We start from the raw sequence: 18,486 nt of genomic DNA on the forward strand, positions 1-18,486 counted from the left end.
ACCCCCGGCACCAGGGCACCGGGGGTCGAAACCGCCTAAAGCGGCAGCAAAAACAGCGTGATCGCCGGGAACAGCACCAAAATCACCACGCGCACCAGATCAGAGGTAACGAAATACATCACCGCCTTGTAGGTCTCGACCATCGGCGTTTCCCGGTCCATCGCGTTGATGATGAAGAGGTTCATACCGACGGGCGGCGTGATCAGCCCGACCTCGACCACGATCAGCACGAGGATGCCGAACCAGATCGCGGTTCTGGTCGTGGCCACGTCTTCCAGCTGGTATTCGGTGACCGGGCGCATGCCCAATTCACGGAACTGATCGCGGGTCAGTTCGGTGCCAGCGGCCAGCAGATCCTGCGCCTGTCGTATCAACTCTGGCGCCGCATCCAGTCCTTGGGCTATGGCCGCCTCCAGCCGGACGGTTTGCAAGCCGATCATATCGACAAGGCCGAAATCCAGCACCGAAATGACCGGGAAGAAGATCGGGATTGTCAGAAGGATCATCGACAGCGAATCCATCAGGCAGCCGAAGACGAGGTAGAAGATCAGGATCAGCGCGAGGATCATCCAAGGCGAGAAGCCCTGCGCCAACACAAACTCCGACAGGGTCTGCGGCACCTGGCTGAGGGCGAGGAAGCCGTTATAGAGATGCGCGCCAAGCACGATGAAGAAGATCATCGCGGTGCCGATGGCGGTGGCGATGATGCTTTCCTTGAACACTTTCCACGTGAGCGTGCCGTTGAAGAAGGCAATCAGCCCGGTGCCAAACGCCCCGACGGACGCGCCCTCGGTCGGTGTGAACCAGCCCAGATAGATGCCGCCCACAACAAGGCCGAAGACCAGGATCACCGGCCAGACATCCAGCATCGCACGAATGCGCTCGGCCATGGGCACGGGCGGGCGGGTGCCTGCCGCCTTGGGGTTCACCCGCACATAGATCGAGATCGTCAGGATATAGCCAAGCGCCGCGAGGATGCCGGGCACCAGCGCCGCGAGGAAGAGCGAGGCGATGTTCTGTTCGGTCAGAATCGCGTAGATCACCAGGATCACAGACGGCGGGATCAGGATGCCAAGCGTGCCGCCCGCCGCCAGAGTGGCGGTAGAGAAGCCACCGGAATAGCCGTAGCGCTTGAGCTCGGGCAAAGCCACGCGGCCCATGGTGGCGGCGGTGGCCAGCGACGAGCCGCAGATCGCGCCAAAGCCCGCGCAGGCCCCGACAGAGGCCATGGCAACCCCGCCCTTGCGGTGGCCAAGCCAGCTCTCAGCGGCCTTGAACAGCGAGGTAGACATACCCGAAAGTGTCGCGAACTGCCCCATCAGCAGGAACATCGGCACGATGGACAGCGAATAGCTGGAAAAGGTGGTGAAGGTTTCCGTCTTCAGCCGCGCCATGAACATCGACGTATCACCGGTGGCCATCCACAGCCCGCCAACGCCCGCAAGGAACATCGCAAGGCCAATGGGCATGCGCAGGAAGATCAGCAGAAGCAGGACGGGGAAGGACCAGGCCCCAAGCTCGAACATCGTCAATGGACCGCCCCCCCGGAGCCAGGAAGAATGGCGCGGCCGCTGAACAGCTCGATCACGCGGGCCACGGCGCAGTAGAGGCCGACCAGAGAGGTCACGATGGCCGCGACGAGGCTGGCGGCATAGGCCCACCAGACCGGGTATTGCAGCAGGAACGAGGTCTGCCCGTTATTGTACTTGTCCATCATGCCTTCAAAAAGCTGCACGGTGATCAGGATCAGAACGCCCGTCAGAACCACTTCCCACAGAGTCTGGAGGAACTTGTTGACGCCCGTGGGCATCAGCGAGGTGAAGACATCCACCGCCGCGTGGCCGCCATAGAGCTGGCAGATGGGCAGGAAACAGAAGATCACGAAGGCGATGCCGGATTCGACAACCTCGAAATCCCCTTCGATGGGGCCGACACCGGTGCCGATCAGCCACTCGGCAAAGCCGCCCGCGACGCCGGTCAGCCAGTCGGAATTGCCGAACGTGTTCAGCCCTCGCCCAAGGACGCTGACGAAAACGAGGATCACCAGAACGGTCAGGATCATTCCACCGAGAACGGCCATGCCACGGGCCAGCCGGTCCACCAGATTGGGCATCTCACCCCCCATCTTTGCAGATAGAATACGGCCCCCGCGTGCCTTCAGGCATACGGGGGCCGGTTCGATCAGGCGCTGTATTCCGCGATCAGCGCGCGGGCCTCGGCCAGAAGGCCGGTGCCGTCCATGCCGGCTTCGTCCATCTCGGCAACCCAGTTGTCGATGGTGGGCTGTGCCGCTTCGCGCCACATGTTTACCTCGTCTTCGGTCAGTTCGATGATGTTGTTGCCACGGTCTTCGGCGGCCATGCGCGAGGGTTCGTCGAACTCCTGCATGGTGCGACCGGCCCATTCGGAGGTGTCCGCCCCGGAATTGGCGTCGATCACCGCCTGAAGGTCAGCAGGCAGCGCGTCATAGGACGCCTGATTCATGCCGAAGATGAACGAGGTGGTGTAGAGCGAGGCATTCGGGAAGATGGTGTGGTTCTCCACCAGTTCCTGAACGCGCAGGATGCCCACGACCTCCCACGGGATGACGGTCGCGTCGACCACGCCACGCGACAGCGCTTCCGGGATCGCCGGAACCGGCATGCCGACGGTGGTGGCGCCAAGGTTCGAGAACATGGCGTTGGTCACGCGGGTCGGCGCGCGCAGTTTGACGCCGTTCAGGTCCGCAGGGGTGCGGATCGGGTCGGCGGAGTGGATCAGGCCGGGGCCATGGACCCAGACGGCGATCGGCTTGAAGGCTGCGAAATCGGCGTCCATCATGTGGCGCTCGGCCATGGTCCAATAGGCGCGGCTGGTCGGCCCTGCGCTGGTCATCATGAAGGGCAGTTCGAACACCTCGGTGCGCGGGAAACGGCCGGGGGTGTAACCCGCCACGGTCCAGACCACATCGGCAATGCCGTCGATGGCTTGGTCGATCAGATCGGGGGGCGTGCCACCAAGCTGCATGGAGGGGTAGCGTTCCACGGTGATGCGGCCGCCGGACTGTTCCTCGATGGCATCGGCCCACGGGTCCAGCACCTGCGCGGGGATGTTGGCCTGCGCGGGCAGGAACTGGTGCAGGCGCAGGGTGAATTCATTGGCGCGCGCTGCCTTCGGCAGAACGGTCGCGCCGATCACGGCCATGCCGGCGGCGCCGGTGGTCTTCATCAGGTTACGACGGGTGATGGTCATTATCGGTTTCCTCCCTTTTGACCGAAGCGTAGCCGCAATTTGGCGCGGATACACATGATTCTATCTTGAACAGGTCTTCCTCCACCGATTTAGATATACAACATAACTATTCTTGTCGATATCATTCTTATCGGCGCATTTGCTCCCCCGATTTCGTTTCAAATAAAACGACCAACCGTTCGGTAACCTAATTTTCTGTCCCATGCAACGGGTATTATGCACTCCTGTTGCGCAAGGTTTCCGATGACACTGCTCCATCCAGCCCGGTGGAGCCATAAAGCCAGGCAATCATGTCGTACCATTCCTCGGGGCTGCGGGCGCTCATCACCGCGTTGCGCAGTTCCGCATGCGCCCCCGAGGCGTGGTAGATGTGATCCCCGATCTCGCGCGATTGCAGTTGGATGCGGGCGGTGCGCAGACGGCGCATCTCCTGATAGGCGGGGAACGCGCGGGTGGCGTCGCCGGAACAGGCCTCCATCTGGTGGGCCAGCGCCACGGCGTCTTCCATCGCCATGCAGGCGCCTTGCGCGAAGTATTGCAGCTGCGGGTGGGCCGCATCGCCAAGCAGCACCACGCGCCCGTCCTGCCAGTTCATCACCGGATCGCGGTCGCAGAGCACCCAGAGCTTCCAGTCCCTGCCCTTCTCGATGATCTGCCGGGCGACCGGGTTCACATGCTCGAAGCCCCGGCGCACCTCGTCATGGGACACGGGTTTACCCGCCACAGGCTCCGGCGCGTCGTTGTGATAGGTCACCACGAGGTTAAAGAGCTTCCAGCCCGACAACGGGTAATGCACGATATGGCATTTCGGCCCGGCCCAAAGCGTCGCCGCGTTCCAGCGCAGATCCTCCGGCATGTCCTCGACCGGGATGACGCTGCGATAGGTGGTGTGGCCCGAGACGCGGGGTTTGCCGTCGCCCACCACCCGTTTGCGGATGTTGGACCAGAGCCCGTCCGCGCCAATCAAAGCGCTGCCCGTCACCCGTTCGCCGTTTTCAAGGATCGCGGTGGCGCTGCTCTCATCCTGTTCATAATCGGCAACGCCCGCATTGGTGCGCAGCTCGACCAGATCGTGCTCGATACAGGCCCGCAGGAAAACCCCGTGCAGATCGCCCCGATGCACCACCGCGTAAGGGTTGCCGAAGCGGGTGCGGAAGGCATCGTCCAGAGGGATGCGGGTGATCTCATTGCCGCTGATCGCATCCATCAGGCGCAGGTTGTCGATATAGACCGCCATATTGCGGGCCGCGTCACCAACGCCCAGGTAATCGAAAGCGTGGAACGCATTGGGGCCAAGCTGGATGCCTGCGCCGATCTCTCCCAGTTCCGGGGCCTTTTCCAGCACCAGAGAACGAATGCCCTTCTGCGCCAGCCCAATGGCCGTCGCCAGCCCGCCAATGCCGCCACCGGCGATGATGATCCTGTCTTGTGCCATTTCTCGCACTCCCTCTCGAAGCATGACTTTCCGGTTCGCCCAAGTAAATTGACACTTTGGGCGAGATGGTTTCCGTTTCGGGAAACTGATGTGATCTATTACAGGGCCTTACGGCTCCGCGTCGGGTTGCAGGCCGGGGGCCGCGTCGGCGAAGGCGGGCAGCGCCTGACAGGCGTCATGGACCGCGTTCACCCGTGTCAGATGGCTGATATCGACCTTGAACCGCGCCGCCGAAAAGACCTGCGGGACAAGACAGATATCGGCCAGCCCCGGCGTATCGCCAAAGCAGAAATCCCCGCCGTGGGTCTGTTTGGCCAACAGCGCCTCGCATGCCTCCAGCCCATCCGCGATCCAGCGCTGGCACCAGGCGTCTTTCACCGCCTGATCGGCCCCGAATTGCTGTTCCAGATAGTCCAGAACCCGCAGGTTTTGCAGAGGATGCACATCACAGGCGATGACCTGCGCAAAACCCCGGACCTGCGCGCGCAGATCCTTGTTCGATGGCATCAGCGCGGGATCGGGATAGGTCTCATCCAGCCATTCCACGATGGCCAGCGATTGCGTCAACACCAGCCCGTCCGCCTCCAGCGCGGGCACCAGCGCCTGCGGGTTCAGCGCGCGGAACTCGGGGCGTTTCTGCTCCCCCCCGCCCCGGCGCAGATGCACCGAGGTAAAGTCATGCGCCACGCCTTTGAGGTTCAGCGCGATACGCAACCGGTAGGCAGAGGAACTGCGGAAATATCCGTGGACATGGATCATTCCGGTTCGCCGATGGTCAACGAAATCGGCTCGAGCCCGTCCACGCCGCCGGTGATGACATCGCCCGCCACCACGGGGCCGACGCCTGCGGGCGTGCCGGTCATGATCACGTCACCGGGAGCGAGGTGGTAGAACTTCGACAGGTCCGCCACGATCTCGGCCACGCCATGGATCAGATCATTCAGGGTCGCATCCTGCCGGACTTCGCCATTCACCTCCAGGTGGATACGTTGCGGGCCGATCGCGCCCATCTCCTCGGCCTTGGTCAAACCGGTCAGCACGGCAGAGCCCTCCACATCCTTACCCAGATCCCAGGGCCGCTGCTTGGCACGGGCTGCCAGTTGAAGGTCGCGGCGCGTCATGTCGAGACCGCAGCCATAGGCATAGATCGCGCCCGCCGCCTCTTCGACCGAGGCGCGGAAGACGGGTTTGCCGATGACCAGCACCAGTTCCATTTCATAATGAAAGTTCTCGGTCCCCGGCGGATACGGCAGGGTCGACCCGCTGGCCAGCACCGCTTGCGGCGACTTGGTGAAGTAGAAGGGCGCCTCGCGGTCGACCTCCACCCCCATTTCGGCGGCGTGCGCGGCATAGTTACGCCCCACGCAGAAGATGCGGTGCACCGGGTATTCGGCGGCTTCGCCATTGACGGGGATGGACTGCACTTTGGGGGTGTCGAACAGATAGTCGGTCATCGCGCGCGTTCCTCGTAGTAACCTAGCTTTTCCTGAAGCGGGCGGTCATGGACGCGCACCAGATAGGCGTCTTCCCCCGCTTCATGGGTGATTTCGGCAAAGACCGGTGCGGTGAAGGTATCTTTCGGACCCCACTCGATGGTTTCGCCATTGATGGTGGTTTTGCCCCGCCCCTTCACCACATGGAAGGCCGCAGAAGACGACCGCAGCGGCGGCGCATGGCGCTGGCCCGCCCCGATCCGCATGGCGGTGAAGCCCATGGTGGGCAACACGTCGGCACCGGTTTCGGGGTTCACATAGTCCAGTTCCGCGCAGTCGCCGTCCGTATAGGCGGCCATTTCATTCAGCGCGGCCTCGGTCCGGCCCCAGGGGTAGCGCATCATCGGGTAGCGGCGTGCGCCTGCGCCTAGTTTGCGGCTCGGCGCAAGACCGGAAGACAGATATTCCACCTGGCTGGCATCCGGGCGATTGCGCTGCGCCTGAAGCGGGCCTTCGGTGGCGTAGGAGCCTTCGAGATAGACGAAAAGCGGCAGGTCGAGCGCGTCGAGCCAGACCACGGGTTCGGTTCCTTCATGTCCATGATCATGCCATTCGCCACCGGGGGTCAGCACCAGATCGCCCTCCTCCATCGGCAGCTTTTCCCCGTCCACGACGGTATAGCCACCCTTGCCTTCCACCACGATCCGAACGGCTGAGGGCGTGTGCACATGGGCCGGCGCGGTTTCCCCCGGCAACAGCAGTTGCAGCCCCAGATAGATCGAGGAGGTCGCCTGCATCGCCCCCGCCCCGCGACCGGGATCGGAGAGGACCAAAACCCGACGTTCGGCTTTTTCGACCGGCGTCAGCTCGCCCGCGCGCAGCAGCAGGGGGCGGATCGCGTCGTAATTCCAGTGGCCCGACCTGGTCACCGGGTTGGGGGCGCCATGGGGCAACACGTTGCGCATCATCGGCCAGAGCGGTGCAACCCCCGCTGCCGTCATGTCATCACGATAGTCCTGCGGCAGCTCTTCCAAAGTGCCCAATTGCTCGCCCATGGCGTCCTCCCTTGGATTCGATATACTAAGCATGCTGATTATTAGCATGCTTGTCAACGGGACCTGCAATTGCCTATCCTGTGACGGACACGGGGGGAGGCCGGACATGGTCGAGATCTACAACATGGCGGGCCATCTGGTGCGCAGGCTGAACCAGATCTCGGTGGCGGTCTTCGCGGACCGAATGGCGGCCGAAGGGGTGGAGCTGACCCCGGTGCAATTCGCGGCCCTGTCGGCGATCGACGCCCGTCCGGGCATCGCGCAGGCCGCACTTGCGGGGGCGATTGCCTATGACCAGACGACGCTTGGCGGCGTGATCGACCGGCTGGAGCAGAAGGGGTTCGTCGCGCGCCAGGTCAGCCCCAGGGACCGCCGTGCGCGGGTTCTGACGGTCACACAGGCCGGGCATGACTTGCTGGCGCGCGTGCGGCCCGTGGTGCGGGATCTGCAGGGGGATATCCTCTCGGGGCTCGACGAGGTCGAGACCGCGCAGATGCTGGCCCTCCTGAAAAAGACCACGGACGCAGGAAATGATAAGAGCCGTGCACCGCTGGCTCCTCGTGACAAGCGCTAGGATGTGCAGGGCTGGACGCGCCCCCGCTTTCCCGCCATGACGTCGGGTAGCAATGGATGACGACCCGGATGACTGACCCTGATATGCCCAAATCCTGCTGCACCCCGGCCCGAGACAGCGATGTGCCCCCTGCCCCGGCCATGACGCCCGGCACCGGGGACAGCGGCAAGGCCGAGGCGATCCCGATTCCCGGCGGCACCGCATTGGTGGGCACGGCCCGCCCCGGTCTGCCCATGGACGGGGAAAGCCCGATAAAGCGCAAACGGGTCAAGCCCTTCGCCATCGACGCCACCACCGTCACCAATGCCCGTTTCGCCCGGTTCGTGGCCGAAACCGGATATGTCACGGAGGCCGAGCGCTTCGGCAATTCCTTCGTCTTCTTCAGCTTTCTGCCGCCCAACGCGCCGCCCACACAAGGGGTCGTCGGCACCGAATGGTGGCGCATGGTCGATGGGGCCAATTGGCGGCTGCCCCATGGGCCGCTGGTGCCAGAGGCCTATCACGACGATCACCCGGTCGTGCAGGTCAGCTGGATTGACGCGCAGGCCTTTGCCATCTGGGCGGGTGGACGGCTGCCGAGCGAGGCCGAATGGGAACACGCCGCGCGCGGCGGGCTTGGCGATGTGCGCTTTCCCTGGGGGGATGAGGAACCGGACGATACGAATTTCCTGCCCTGCAACATCTGGCAGGGTCAGTTCCCGCACCACAACACCGGGGCCGACGGGTTCATCGCGACCGCGCCTGCCCGATCCTTTGAGCCCAATGGCTATGGTCTGTTCAACATGGTCGGCAATGTGTGGGAATGGACGGCAGAGCCGTTTCGGGTGAAGTCGCTCAAGAAGGCGACACAGGCGGCACATCGGGGCAAGGACGGCTACAAGCTGCAAAAGGGCGGCTCGTTCCTCTGTCATATCTCCTATTGCTACCGATACCGGATCGCGGCGCGTCATGGGAATGCGCCGGATACGGCAACGCCACACCAGGGGTTCCGGTTGGTTTACGACATCTGACCGGAGCGAGAAAAATCTACCGGAAGATTTTTCCGCCAGACTCGCGCGCATTCGAAAAGTTTTCTGGAAAACTTTTCTCTGCGTCCCCGGCGGTCAGAAATCGAGACCGAGATCCAGGGTCTTGGCGGAATGGGTAAGCGCACCGGAAGAAATGAAGTCCACCCCTGTTTCCGCGACCTCCGCGATGCGCCCGAGCGTCATGTTGCCAGACGCCTCGGTGACCACGCGGCCTGCAACCATCTTCACCGCCTCACGCAATGTCGGCGTGTCCATGTTGTCCAGCAGCACCACATCAGCCCCGCCCTCGTCCAGCACCTCGGCCAGTTGGTCGAGCGTATCCACCTCGATCTCCACCCGCATCATATGCGACGCGTGGGCCTTCGCCGCCCGCAGCACCGCGCGCACGCCACCCGCGGCCGCGATGTGGTTATCTTTTACAAGAATGGCGTCCGACAGGCTGAAGCGGTGATTGAAGCCCCCCCCATGCAGCACCGCCTGTTTTTCGACGATGCGCAGCCCCGGCGTGGTCTTGCGCGTGCAGGTGATGCGCGTCGCGGTGCCGTCTGTTTCCTTGACGAACTGCGCTGTCAGCGTCGCGATCCCCGACAGGCGGCCCGCGAAGTTCAGAGCCACCCGCTCGCCCGACAGGATCGACGCGGCGCTGCCCTTGATGGTCATCAGCGTGTCGCCGGGAGCGCAGGGCGAGCCGTCGGGGCGCAGCACCTTCACCTCCAGCATCGGGTCGACAAGGTGAAAGGCCAGCCGCGCGATCTGCATGCCGGACACGACGCCCTCTGCCCGCGCATTCAGCCGGGCGTCATAGGTCACGCCCGCCGGGATCACGGCGCGCGTGGTCACATCGCCATAGGTGCCGAGGTCTTCCATCAGCGCGGCGCGCACCAGCGGTTCCAGGATCAGGTCGGGCAGGTCGGCATGCTGCATTACGAGGCATCCTTTGCGGCGGCGGCCCGGATTGCGAGGGCATCCGGCAGGTGGATCAGGGTGCGATGTGCGAGATCGGGGTTGGGCGCCGGAAAATCGTCGCGCCAGTGTCCGCCCCGGCTTTCCTCCCGTGTCAGCGCAGCGGCGGCAATGAGCGTGGCGGTGGCAGTCATGTTGAGGAAGGACGGATCGTGCGCGTGGTCCGCCTCCAGCCGGGCGATGGTGGCAAGGGCCGCTTTCAACCCCTCGGCGGTGCGACGCACACCAACATCGGCGGTCATGGTCTGGCGCAGCTCGGTGACGGCATCCGGGTCGGGGATGCTGCCGCCATCGGGGAAACTGACGTCCACGGGCGCAGCTTCGGTCAGTGGCAGGGTCTGGGCGATATCACCGGCGGCATTGCGCGCGTAGACCAAGGCCTCCAGCAGACCGTTCGAAGCCAGCCGGTTCGCGCCATGCAGACCGGTCGACGACGCCTCACCACAAACCCAAAGCCCTTGCAAACTGGTACGGCCATGCTGATCGGCCGCGATTCCGCCCATGTGGTAATGGGCGGCCACCGCGACCGGGATCGGCTCCACAACCGGGTCGATCCCGGCGCGGGCACAGGTTTCGGCGACCGAAGGGAACATGGTCAGCACCCGCGCCCCGAGCGCCGCGCGCGTGTCCAGCATCGGGCGGTTCCCGGCCTGGGTCTCGGCAAAGATCGCACGCGCGACGATATCGCGTGGGGCCAGTTCGGCATCGGGGTGTACGTTGAGCATGAAGCGCTCGCCCGCCTTGTTGATCAGCGTCGCGCCTTCGCCGCGCAGGGCCTCGGTCGCCAGTGGCGCGGGGTCCTCGCCAATATCAAAACCGGTCGGGTGGAACTGCACGAATTCCGGGTCGGCCATCAGCGCCCCGGCGCGAGCGGCCATGCCGATCACCTGCCCGCGAATGCGCGGCGGGTTGGTGGTGTGGGCGTAGAGCCCGCCCGAACCGCCACCGGCCAGCAGCACGGCGGGGGCCTCTATCAGAACGTCGCCGGTTGCCCGCTCGGCAGAGGTGATCCAGACGCCGGTGACGCGGTCGCCGTCGGTTTCCAGCCGGGTGGCCAAGGCCCCCTCGATCACCTGCGCAGACGGCGTGTCCCGCAGCGCCGCAATCAGCGTTTCCATGATCTGCCTGCCGGCCTGATCGCCCTGCACCCGCACCACGCGGGCGGCGGAATGGGCGGCTTCGCGGCTCATGACATAGCCGCCCCTTCCGTCACGGTCGAAGGGGGTGCCAAGCTCGGTCAGGTCGAGGATATGGTCGCGCGCCACGCGGGTCACCATGGCGGCAACCTCGGCATCTACGGTCCCTGCCCCGGCTTTCACCGTGTCATCCGCATGGGCCTCGGGGCTGTCACTCGCAGCCATCGCGGCGGCCACCCCGCCTTGTGCCCATGCACTGGAGGCCCCGTCGCCCAAAGCCTCGGGCGAGATCATCAAGACCGGGCGCGGGGCCAATTCCAAGGCCGCGTAGAGCGCGCCAAGGCCCGCGCCCACGATGACGATACGGTCGGTGCGGATCACCGCTTCAGATCCCCAATTCGCGGGAAAGGTCGATCATCCGCTGGACGGCGAGACGCGCCTTCGCGGCGATCTCTTCATCCACATGCACCTCTGGCGACATCGTGTGCAGCGACCAGAGCACCTTTTCCAGCGTGATCTTCTTCATATAGGGGCACATGTTGCAGGGGCCGACGAACTCGACCTCTGGCAGCGCGTCCGCGATGTTGGAGGCCATGGAGCATTCCGTCAGCAGCATCGCGTTTTTGGGCTTTTCGCGCGACACGTAGTCGATAATGCCCTTGGTGGAGCCGGAGAAATCCGACGCGTCCACCACCGATGGCGGGCATTCGGGATGCGCGATGATGCGGGTGCCGGGGTTCCATTCGCGGAAGTCCTTGATGTCTTCCGCGGTGAACTGCTCGTGCACGATGCACGACCCTTCCCACCAGACCACGTTCTTTTGCGGCACGTCGCGGGCGACGTTCTGGGCCAGATACTGGTCGGGGGTCATGATCACGGTGTCGCTGTCCATCGCGGCCACGATCTGCGCGGCGTTCGAGGACGTACAGCATATGTCGGAGGCGGCTTTCACCTCGGCCGTGGTGTTCACATAGGACACGACCGGCGCGCCGGGATATTTTGCCCGCATCTGGGCAATGCCCTCGGCGGTGATCGATTCCGCCAGAGAACACCCCGCCTCCATATCCGGCATCAGCACGCGCTTTTCTGGGCTGAGGATTTTCGACGTCTCGGCCATGAAATGCACGCCGCATTGCACGATCACCTCGGCATCGGTGCGCTGTGCTTCCATCGCCAGTTGCAGGCTGTCGCCGACGAAATCGGAAATCCCGTGATAGATGTCGGGCGTCATGTAGTTGTGCGCGAGGATCACCGCGTTCCGCTCGCGCTTCAACCGGTTGATTGCGGCCACGTATGGCGCATGACGCACCCAGTCCACTGGGGTCACCACGCGGTCCATCTTGGCATAGATCGGGGCCAGTTCCTCGGCCAGGTCTGCATTGGGCGCGAGATCGTAAACCTCTGACAGGTTTTCGCGCATGGCAGTAATATCGAGCATCTCAGCCCTCCAGGTGACGACCCCCTGCACGGATCGGGTGGCGTCTTCTGTCATGACGTGTGGGCAGCTTCAAGCCATTGCAAGGGCCAATGAGGCTAACCTGCGCCCCAAAAAGGATAATTTGATGCCGATAGGCAGCGAAAATGTCAGATCTTCTGCGCCGCGTCCAGCACCAGCGCATCGAGCCCCTTGCCACCTTCGGAGACATAGGCCTGCAGCTGCGCGCGCATGCGCGGGTCCCAGAAATCGCTCAGATGCGCGGCGATCCGGTCCGCCTGATCGGTGCCGGGCTGGGACTTGAAGAAGGTGGCGATCTGATTGGCCATGGTGACCATTTTTTCAGGGGACATCTTGGGCCTCGGGAATGATGCGATGCGGATGGGAATAGAGATCAAAGCCGCCACCACGGGCGAAGGCGGCGATGGTGATGCCTGCCTGATCGGCAAGGCGAAGGGCATGTGCCGTGGGGGCGGACACGGCGATCAGCACCGGGCATCCGGCAATGGCCGCCTTCTGGATCAGTTCCACCGACACGCGGCTGGTCATGACGAAGGCACCGGTTGCCGGGTCGATGCCCTGCCGCGCCAGCGCGCCGATGAGCTTGTCGAGCGCGTTGTGGCGGCCAACGTCCTCGCGCGCCAGGACGATCCCCTGCCCCGGCAGCAGGAACCCCGCCGCGTGAACGGCGCGGGTCTGATCGTGAAGCGGTTGGTTCGCGCGCAACTCATCCGTGGCGTGGGCCACCTCGCAGGCGGCGAAACGTGGATCGGCGGTGACTGTGGGCAACGCGCGGGAGGCTTCCTCCAGGCTGTCGATGCCGCAGAGGCCACAGCCCACGGGACCGGCCATCTTGCGACGGCGGGTTTCCAGAGCCTTGGACCGCTCGCCGGTTAGCCAGAAGCGGGCCTCGATCCCCACCTCGTGCTCCACCACCTCGAACTCCTCGATCTGGTCGAGCGTCTCGATGAAGCCTTCGGACAGGGCAAAGCCATGAGCGAAATCGGCGATGTCACCGGGGCTGGCCATCATCACGGCCTGGGTGGTGCCATCGAACACCACCGCGACCGGCACCTCTTCGGGCAGGTTGCGACGGACGGATAGTTGCCCGTCCGCCTGCACCGAGAGGCCCGGCAAGGACCGTGACAGAGGCAGCGCCACCGGCTTTACTCAGCCGCCGGCAGGATGCGGCGCGATTGGGCCGCCTGCGCGTTGTAGTCTTCCTGCCATTCCGACGGCCCGTTCGAGGGCGCGACCTGCACCGCCGTCACCTTGTATTCCGGGCAGTTGGTGGCCCAGTCCGAGAAATCGGTGGTGATGACGTTCGCTTGCGTGTCGGGGTGGTGGAAGGTGGTGTAGACCACGCCGGGGCTGACCCGGTCGGTGATCTTCGCGCGCAGCGTGGTTTCGCCGGAACGGGAAGCCAGCCGCACCCAATCCCCGTCATTGAGACCGCGGTTTTCCGCGTCATGGGGGTGGATTTCCAGCACGTCTTCCTCATGCCACACCACGTTGTCCGTCCGCCGCGTCTGCGCACCCACGTTGTACTGGGACAGAATGCGCCCGGTGGTCAGCAGAAGCGGGAAGCGCGGGCCGGTTTTCTCATCGGTCGCCACATATTCGGTGACGATGAACCGCCCCTTGCCACGCACGAAGCCATCGACATGCATCAGCGGCGTGCCCTCCGGCGCGCTGTCATTGCAGGGCCACTGGACCGAGCCGCGTTCCTCCAGCATGTCATAGGTCACATTGGCGAAACCGGGGGTGGTGGCCGCGATCTCTTCCATGATCTGGCTGGGGTGGGTGTAGTGCCACCCGGCCCCCATGGCATTGGCCAGAAGCTGCGTCACTTCCCAGTCGGCATAGCCATTGCGCGGCGCCATCACCTTGCGCACGCGGTTGATCCGGCGCTCGGCATTGGTGAAGGTTCCGTCCTTTTCGAGGAAGGTGGAGCCGGGCAGGAACACATGCGCGTAGTTCGCGGTCTCGTTGAGGAAGAGATCGTGCACGATCACGCATTCCATCGCCGCAAGACCCGCCGCCACATGCTTGGTGTCGGGGTCGGACTGAAGAATGTCCTCGCCCTGGCAATAAAGCCCCTTGAAGGTGCCATCCACGGCGGCATCCAGCATGTTGGGGATACGCAGGCCGGGTTCGGGGTCGATCTCCACGCCCCAGGCCTTCTCGAATATCTCGCGCACTTCCGGCATCTTCACATGACGGTAGCCCGGCAATTCATGCGGGAAGCTGCCCATGTCGCAGGCGCCCTGCACGTTGTTCTGCCCACGCAGCGGGTTCACGCCCACACCCTTGCGACCGAGATTGCCGGTCAGCATGGCGAGGTTGGCGATCCCCATCACGGTGGTGGAGCCCTGACTGTGTTCCGTCACGCCCAGACCATAATAGATCGCGCCGTTGCCGCCGGTGGCGAAGAGCCGCGCGGCCTTGCGCAGTTCCTCCGCCGGGACGCCGGTCAGCATCTCGTTGGCCTCGGGGCTGTGGCGCGGGTCACTGACGAACTCCGCATATTCCTGGAATTCCTCCCAATCGCAACGCTCGCGGATGAAGGCCTCATCCATCAGCCCCTCGGTCACGATCACATGGGCGAGCGAGGTCACCACGGAGACGTTGGTGCCCGGACGCAGCGGCAGGTGATGGGCGGCCTTGATATGGGCCGATTTCACCAGGTCGATGCGACGCGGGTCGATGACGATCAGCTGTGCCCCGGCGCGCAGGCGCTTCTTCAGGCGGCTGGCAAAGACCGGGTGGCCATCGGTCGGGTTCGCGCCGATCACGATCACCACGTCGGTATGCTCGACGCTGTCGAAATCCTGCGTGCCCGCAGAAGTGCCGAAAGTCTGGCCAAGCCCATAGCCCGTGGGCGAGTGGCAGACGCGGGCGCAGGTATCGGTGTTGTTGTTGCCAAAGACGCCACGCGCCAGTTTCTGCACCAGATAGGTTTCCTCGTTGGTGCAGCGGCTGGAGGTGATGACACCGATGGATTTCTTGCCATAGGTCTCCTGCAACCCGCGCATCTTGGTGGCGGCGAAGCTCAGCGCCTCCTCCCAGCTGACCTCGCGCCACGGCTCATCAATCGAGTCGCGGATCATCGGGTTCAGGATGCGATCATTGTGGGTCGCATAACCGTAAGCGAACCGCCCCTTCACACAGGAATGCCCCCGGTTCGCCTTGCCGTGCTTGTAGGGCACCATGCGGACCAGGTCGTCGCCATTGAGTTCCGCTTTGAAGGAACAGCCCACGCCGCAATAGGCGCAGGTGGTGATGACCGAACGTTCCGGCGTCCCAAGCTCGATCACCGATTTCTCCTGCAGCGTTGCTGTCGGGCAGGCCTGCACGCAGGCCCCGCAGCTGACACAATCGGAGGACAGGAAATCATCCGTCGCGGCCCCGGCGGACACGCGGCTGTCAAAGCCCCGGCCCTGGATGGTCAGCGCGAAGGTGCCCTGCACTTCCTCGCAGGCCCGCACGCAGCGCGAGCAGACGATGCATTTGGACGGGTCATAGGTGAAATAGGGGTTGGAATCGTCCTTGGGCAGCCATTCGGGGTTGGCCTCGCCCGAGGTGTCGCGCGCCATGAAGTGATTGGCGAAACCGCCCGATTTGGGCTCTTCGTAGCGCACGTCGCGCAGGCCGACCATGCCTGCCATGTCCTGCAACTCGCAATCGCCATTGGCCGCACAGGTCAGGCAATCGAGCGGGTGGTCGGAGATATAGAGCTCCATCACCCCCTTGCGGATCTTCTTGACCTTCTGGGACTGGGTGTGAACGACCATGCCTTCCATCACCGGCGTCGTGCAGGACGCAGGGGTGCCCCGGCGGCCCTCGATTTCCACCACGCAGAGCCGGCAGGACCCGAAAGCCTCAAGGCTGTCAGTCGCGCAAAGCTTGGGGATCTGCATACCCGCTTCAGACGCGGCGCGCATGACGGAGGTGCCTTCCGGAACCGTGACGGCGAACCCGTCGATGGTCAGGGTGACGGGCTTGCCTTCCTTGGCGGGGGTGCCGAAATCGCGATCGGCGTCCCAGGGAATGATCAGGTCTTTCATGCCACAACCTCCATCGCCTTCATCTTGGCGAAAATACCTCGGGGGGTCCGGGGGGCAGCGCCCCCCGGCTGGTCGACGCCGAAGGCGGCGAAACCACTCATTGAACAGCTCATTCCGCGGCCTCCTTCTGACGCGCGAAATCATCGGGGAAATGGGTCAGCGCAGACATCACCGGGAACGGTGTGAACCCGCCAAGCGCGCAGAGCGAGCCGTCTTTCATCGTCTCACAAAGATCCGTCAGCAGCGGGATGGCCCCAACATCGCCTTCCGCGATCCGGTCGATGGTCTCGACGCCCCGTACCGCACCGATCCGGCAAGGCGTACACTTGCCGCAGCTTTCGACTGCACAGAACTCCATCGCGAAGCGCGCCATTTTCAGCATGTCGGCGCTGTCGTCGAAGATCACCACGCCCGCATGGCCAATCAGCCCGCCCGCCTGGTCGAACTCCTCGTAGCCGAAGGGCGTGTCGAATTGGTCGGGATGCAGGTATGCGCCGAGGGGCCCGCCCACCTGAACCGCCTTGACCGGACGACCCGAGGCGGTGCCGCCTGCGACCTCGTTCACCAGCGTGCCGAGCGGCATGCCGAAGGCGGTTTCAAATAGCCCGCCGAATTTCACATTGCCCGCGATCTGGATCGGCATGGTCCCCTTGGACCGGCCAAGCCCGAAGCCCGCGTAATGGGCCGCGCCCTTCTCAAAAATCACCGGCACCGTGGCCAGCGACAGCACGTTGTTGACCACCGTGGGCTTGCCGAGGAATCCTTCCAAAGCAGGCAATGGCGGCTTGGCGCGCACGATGCCGCGCTTGCCTTCGAGGGAGTTCAGCAGCGAGGTTTCCTCGCCACATACGTAAGCCCCCGCGCCGACGCGGATTTCCATGTCGAACGCCTTGCCCGACCCCAGAACATCCGCGCCCAGAACACCCGCAGCGCGTGCCCGGCGCACGGCCTCTTCCATCACCGCAATCGCATCAGGGTATTCGGACCGCAGGTAGACATAGCCCTTGGTCGCGCCCACGCCGAGGCCCGCAATCGCCATGCCCTCGATCAGGCAGAAGGGGTCGCCTTCCATCACCATGCGGTCGGCGAAGGTGCCGCTGTCACCCTCGTCGGCATTGCAGACAATGTATTTCTGGTCAGCCTCAGCCCCCAGAACCGTGTTCCACTTGATCCCCGTGGGGAAGCCTGCCCCACCCCGGCCGCGCAGGCCGGAGTCGGTGACTTCCTTGACGATCTCTGCGCCCGTCATCGCGATCGCGCGGCGCAGGCCAGCCAGACCGCCATGCGCCTCGTAATCGGCGAGGTCGAGCGGGTCGATCACGCCGACGCGGGCGAAGGTCAGGCGGGTCTGTTTGGCGAGGAAGGGGATATCCTCCACTGGCCCGAGCGAGGCCAGCTTTCCGTCGAGCAGCGCGGGAACGTCTTCAACCGAAACCGGGCCATAGCCCATGCGGGTGCCGTCCAGATCCAGTTCCACCAGAGGTTCCAGCCAGATCATGCCACGGGTGCCATTGCGGATCACCTGCACGTCAAGGCCACGGGTGGCGGCTTCGGACGCAATCGCCTCGGCCACTTCATCCGCGCCAAGCGCCTTCGCGGCGCTGTCGAGGGGGACGTAAATTTTCATGCGCCTGCCTCCGCCAGAAGTTTCGCCATCTTCGCGTCATCGACACGGCCAATAACCTTGTTGTCGACCATCGCGGCGGGACCGCAGGCGCAGAGGCCAAGGCAATAGACCGGCTCGATCGTCACTGCGCCGTTGGCAGTGGTGCCGTGCCACTGGGTTCCCAGTTTCTCAAGCGTGCGCGCGGCCAGAGCGTCCGCCCCCACGGCCTGACAGGCCTCTGCCCGGCAGATCTTGACCACGTGACGGCCCGCAGGGACCTCGCGGAAATCGTGATAGAAGCTCATCACCCCATGCACCTCGGCGCGGGTGATGTTCAGCGCATCGGCGATCACCGGCAGCGCACCTTCCGGCACACAGCCGAACGCCTCCTGCAGGGCGTGAAAAATGGGAAGAAGCGGTCCTTCGAGATGCAGTTGAGAGGCGACGATCTCGCGGATCTCCTCTGCACTCGGGGCGGGCTTGGAAAGGGACATGGCTGGCTCCGGTCGTTTCGGGGCCGTAA

17 protein-coding genes are annotated in these 18,486 nt (G+C 64.2%); 2 read left to right on the plus strand and 15 right to left on the minus strand.

Annotated elements, in window-relative coordinates:
* Positions 1-35 precede the first annotated feature (35 nt).
* The 7 genes from ACOOEX_RS12370 to ACOOEX_RS12400 all read right to left on the minus strand — a co-directional run bounded on the left by ACOOEX_RS12370 (position 36) and on the right by ACOOEX_RS12400 (position 7,154).
* Positions 36-1,526, minus strand: a complete 1,491-nt coding sequence (locus tag ACOOEX_RS12370; protein ID WP_420398369.1) for a TRAP transporter large permease — start codon at positions 1,524-1,526, stop codon at positions 36-38.
* A gap of 2 nt (positions 1,527-1,528) precedes the next feature.
* Positions 1,529-2,113, minus strand: a complete 585-nt coding sequence (locus tag ACOOEX_RS12375) for a TRAP transporter small permease (RefSeq protein WP_420395113.1) — start codon at positions 2,111-2,113, stop codon at positions 1,529-1,531.
* A gap of 68 nt (positions 2,114-2,181) precedes the next feature.
* Positions 2,182-3,231, minus strand: a complete 1,050-nt coding sequence (locus tag ACOOEX_RS12380) for a TRAP transporter substrate-binding protein (RefSeq protein ID WP_071691436.1) — start codon at positions 3,229-3,231, stop codon at positions 2,182-2,184.
* Between the two features lie 214 nt (positions 3,232-3,445).
* Entirely contained in the window at positions 3,446-4,666 is a 1,221-nt protein-coding gene (locus ACOOEX_RS12385) for a 3-hydroxybenzoate 6-monooxygenase (RefSeq protein WP_420395114.1), read from the minus strand.
* 108 nt (positions 4,667-4,774) lie between these two features.
* Positions 4,775-5,425 carry a maleylacetoacetate isomerase gene (gene maiA, locus ACOOEX_RS12390; RefSeq protein ID WP_420395115.1) on the minus strand — a complete coding sequence of 217 codons (651 nt, stop codon included), beginning with the start codon at positions 5,423-5,425 and terminating at the stop codon, positions 4,775-4,777.
* Positions 5,422-6,120, minus strand: a complete 699-nt coding sequence (locus tag ACOOEX_RS12395; RefSeq protein WP_420395116.1) for a fumarylacetoacetate hydrolase family protein — start codon at positions 6,118-6,120, stop codon at positions 5,422-5,424. The genes maiA and ACOOEX_RS12395 overlap by 4 nt, the downstream gene beginning before the upstream one ends.
* Positions 6,117-7,154, minus strand: coding sequence for a cupin domain-containing protein (locus tag ACOOEX_RS12400; RefSeq protein WP_420395117.1), 1,038 nt, complete (start codon positions 7,152-7,154; stop codon positions 6,117-6,119). Before ACOOEX_RS12400 ends, ACOOEX_RS12395 begins: the two co-directional genes overlap by 4 nt.
* A gap of 106 nt (positions 7,155-7,260) precedes the next feature.
* Here ACOOEX_RS12400 and ACOOEX_RS12405 point away from each other — a divergent pair, with 106 nt between their 5' ends.
* Both ACOOEX_RS12405 and ACOOEX_RS12410 read left to right on the plus strand, forming a co-directional pair.
* The gene (locus tag ACOOEX_RS12405; RefSeq protein WP_420395118.1) at positions 7,261-7,728 is read left to right on the plus strand and encodes a MarR family winged helix-turn-helix transcriptional regulator; all 468 of its coding nucleotides are present in this window, start codon (positions 7,261-7,263) and stop codon (positions 7,726-7,728) included.
* 68 nt (positions 7,729-7,796) lie between these two features.
* On the plus strand, positions 7,797-8,738 hold the full coding sequence (locus ACOOEX_RS12410) for a formylglycine-generating enzyme family protein (protein ID WP_420395119.1): 942 nt from the start codon (positions 7,797-7,799) through the stop codon (positions 8,736-8,738).
* A 93-nt stretch (positions 8,739-8,831) separates the two neighbouring features.
* Here the strand turns inward: ACOOEX_RS12410 and nadC are convergent, their stop codons facing one another.
* The 8 genes from nadC to ACOOEX_RS12450 all read right to left on the minus strand — a co-directional run bounded on the left by nadC (position 8,832) and on the right by ACOOEX_RS12450 (position 18,457).
* Complete coding sequence (gene nadC / locus ACOOEX_RS12415) at positions 8,832-9,680, minus strand: carboxylating nicotinate-nucleotide diphosphorylase (protein WP_420395120.1); 849 nt, start codon at positions 9,678-9,680, stop codon at positions 8,832-8,834.
* A complete protein-coding gene (locus ACOOEX_RS12420; RefSeq protein ID WP_420395121.1) occupies positions 9,680-11,236 on the minus strand; it encodes an L-aspartate oxidase in 1,557 nt (518 codons plus the stop codon). The genes nadC and ACOOEX_RS12420 overlap by 1 nt, the downstream gene beginning before the upstream one ends.
* A gap of 4 nt (positions 11,237-11,240) precedes the next feature.
* Entirely contained in the window at positions 11,241-12,293 is a 1,053-nt protein-coding gene (gene nadA / locus ACOOEX_RS12425; RefSeq protein WP_420395122.1) for a quinolinate synthase NadA, read from the minus strand.
* Positions 12,294-12,439: 146 nt separating this feature from the next.
* The gene (locus tag ACOOEX_RS12430; protein WP_071691427.1) at positions 12,440-12,643 is read right to left on the minus strand and encodes a formate dehydrogenase subunit delta; all 204 of its coding nucleotides are present in this window, start codon (positions 12,641-12,643) and stop codon (positions 12,440-12,442) included.
* Positions 12,633-13,445 carry a formate dehydrogenase accessory sulfurtransferase FdhD gene (gene fdhD / locus ACOOEX_RS12435; protein WP_420398370.1) on the minus strand — a complete coding sequence of 271 codons (813 nt, stop codon included), beginning with the start codon at positions 13,443-13,445 and terminating at the stop codon, positions 12,633-12,635. The genes ACOOEX_RS12430 and fdhD overlap by 11 nt, the downstream gene beginning before the upstream one ends.
* Before the next feature lie 11 nt (positions 13,446-13,456).
* Positions 13,457-16,357 carry a formate dehydrogenase subunit alpha gene (fdhF, locus tag ACOOEX_RS12440; protein ID WP_420395123.1) on the minus strand — a complete coding sequence of 967 codons (2,901 nt, stop codon included), beginning with the start codon at positions 16,355-16,357 and terminating at the stop codon, positions 13,457-13,459.
* A gap of 109 nt (positions 16,358-16,466) precedes the next feature.
* On the minus strand, positions 16,467-17,984 hold the full coding sequence (locus tag ACOOEX_RS12445; protein ID WP_420395124.1) for a formate dehydrogenase beta subunit: 1,518 nt from the start codon (positions 17,982-17,984) through the stop codon (positions 16,467-16,469).
* Complete coding sequence (locus ACOOEX_RS12450; protein WP_420395125.1) at positions 17,981-18,457, minus strand: formate dehydrogenase subunit gamma; 477 nt, start codon at positions 18,455-18,457, stop codon at positions 17,981-17,983. Before ACOOEX_RS12450 ends, ACOOEX_RS12445 begins: the two co-directional genes overlap by 4 nt.
* Positions 18,458-18,486: the final 29 nt, after the last annotated feature.

Origin of the sequence: Nioella sp. (assembly GCF_965215655.1) — a bacterium.
Lineage (GTDB): Bacteria > Pseudomonadota > Alphaproteobacteria > Rhodobacterales > Rhodobacteraceae > Nioella.

Excerpts from the sequence above, each read along its gene's own strand:
- ACOOEX_RS12370 (WP_420398369.1), bottom strand. The coding sequence starts at position 1,526 with ATGTTCGAGCTTGGGGCCTGGTCCTTCCCCGTCCTGCTTCTGCTGATC.
- ACOOEX_RS12405 (WP_420395118.1), top strand. The coding sequence starts at position 7,261 with ATGGTCGAGATCTACAACATGGCGGGCCATCTGGTGCGCAGGCTGAAC.
- ACOOEX_RS12410 (WP_420395119.1), top strand. The coding sequence starts at position 7,797 with ATGACTGACCCTGATATGCCCAAATCCTGCTGCACCCCGGCCCGAGAC.
- ACOOEX_RS12375 (WP_420395113.1), bottom strand. The coding sequence starts at position 2,113 with ATGCCCAATCTGGTGGACCGGCTGGCCCGTGGCATGGCCGTTCTCGGT.
- ACOOEX_RS12450 (WP_420395125.1), bottom strand. The coding sequence starts at position 18,457 with ATGTCCCTTTCCAAGCCCGCCCCGAGTGCAGAGGAGATCCGCGAGATC.
- ACOOEX_RS12395 (WP_420395116.1), bottom strand. The coding sequence starts at position 6,120 with ATGACCGACTATCTGTTCGACACCCCCAAAGTGCAGTCCATCCCCGTC.
- ACOOEX_RS12400 (WP_420395117.1), bottom strand. The coding sequence starts at position 7,154 with ATGGGCGAGCAATTGGGCACTTTGGAAGAGCTGCCGCAGGACTATCGT.
- fdhF (WP_420395123.1), bottom strand. The coding sequence starts at position 16,357 with ATGAAAGACCTGATCATTCCCTGGGACGCCGATCGCGATTTCGGCACC.
- nadC (WP_420395120.1), bottom strand. The coding sequence starts at position 9,680 with ATGCAGCATGCCGACCTGCCCGACCTGATCCTGGAACCGCTGGTGCGC.
- ACOOEX_RS12445 (WP_420395124.1), bottom strand. The coding sequence starts at position 17,984 with ATGAAAATTTACGTCCCCCTCGACAGCGCCGCGAAGGCGCTTGGCGCG.
- maiA (WP_420395115.1), bottom strand. The coding sequence starts at position 5,425 with ATGATCCATGTCCACGGATATTTCCGCAGTTCCTCTGCCTACCGGTTG.
- ACOOEX_RS12430 (WP_071691427.1), bottom strand. The coding sequence starts at position 12,643 with ATGTCCCCTGAAAAAATGGTCACCATGGCCAATCAGATCGCCACCTTC.
- nadA (WP_420395122.1), bottom strand. The coding sequence starts at position 12,293 with ATGCTCGATATTACTGCCATGCGCGAAAACCTGTCAGAGGTTTACGAT.
- ACOOEX_RS12380 (WP_071691436.1), bottom strand. The coding sequence starts at position 3,231 with ATGACCATCACCCGTCGTAACCTGATGAAGACCACCGGCGCCGCCGGC.
- ACOOEX_RS12385 (WP_420395114.1), bottom strand. The coding sequence starts at position 4,666 with ATGGCACAAGACAGGATCATCATCGCCGGTGGCGGCATTGGCGGGCTG.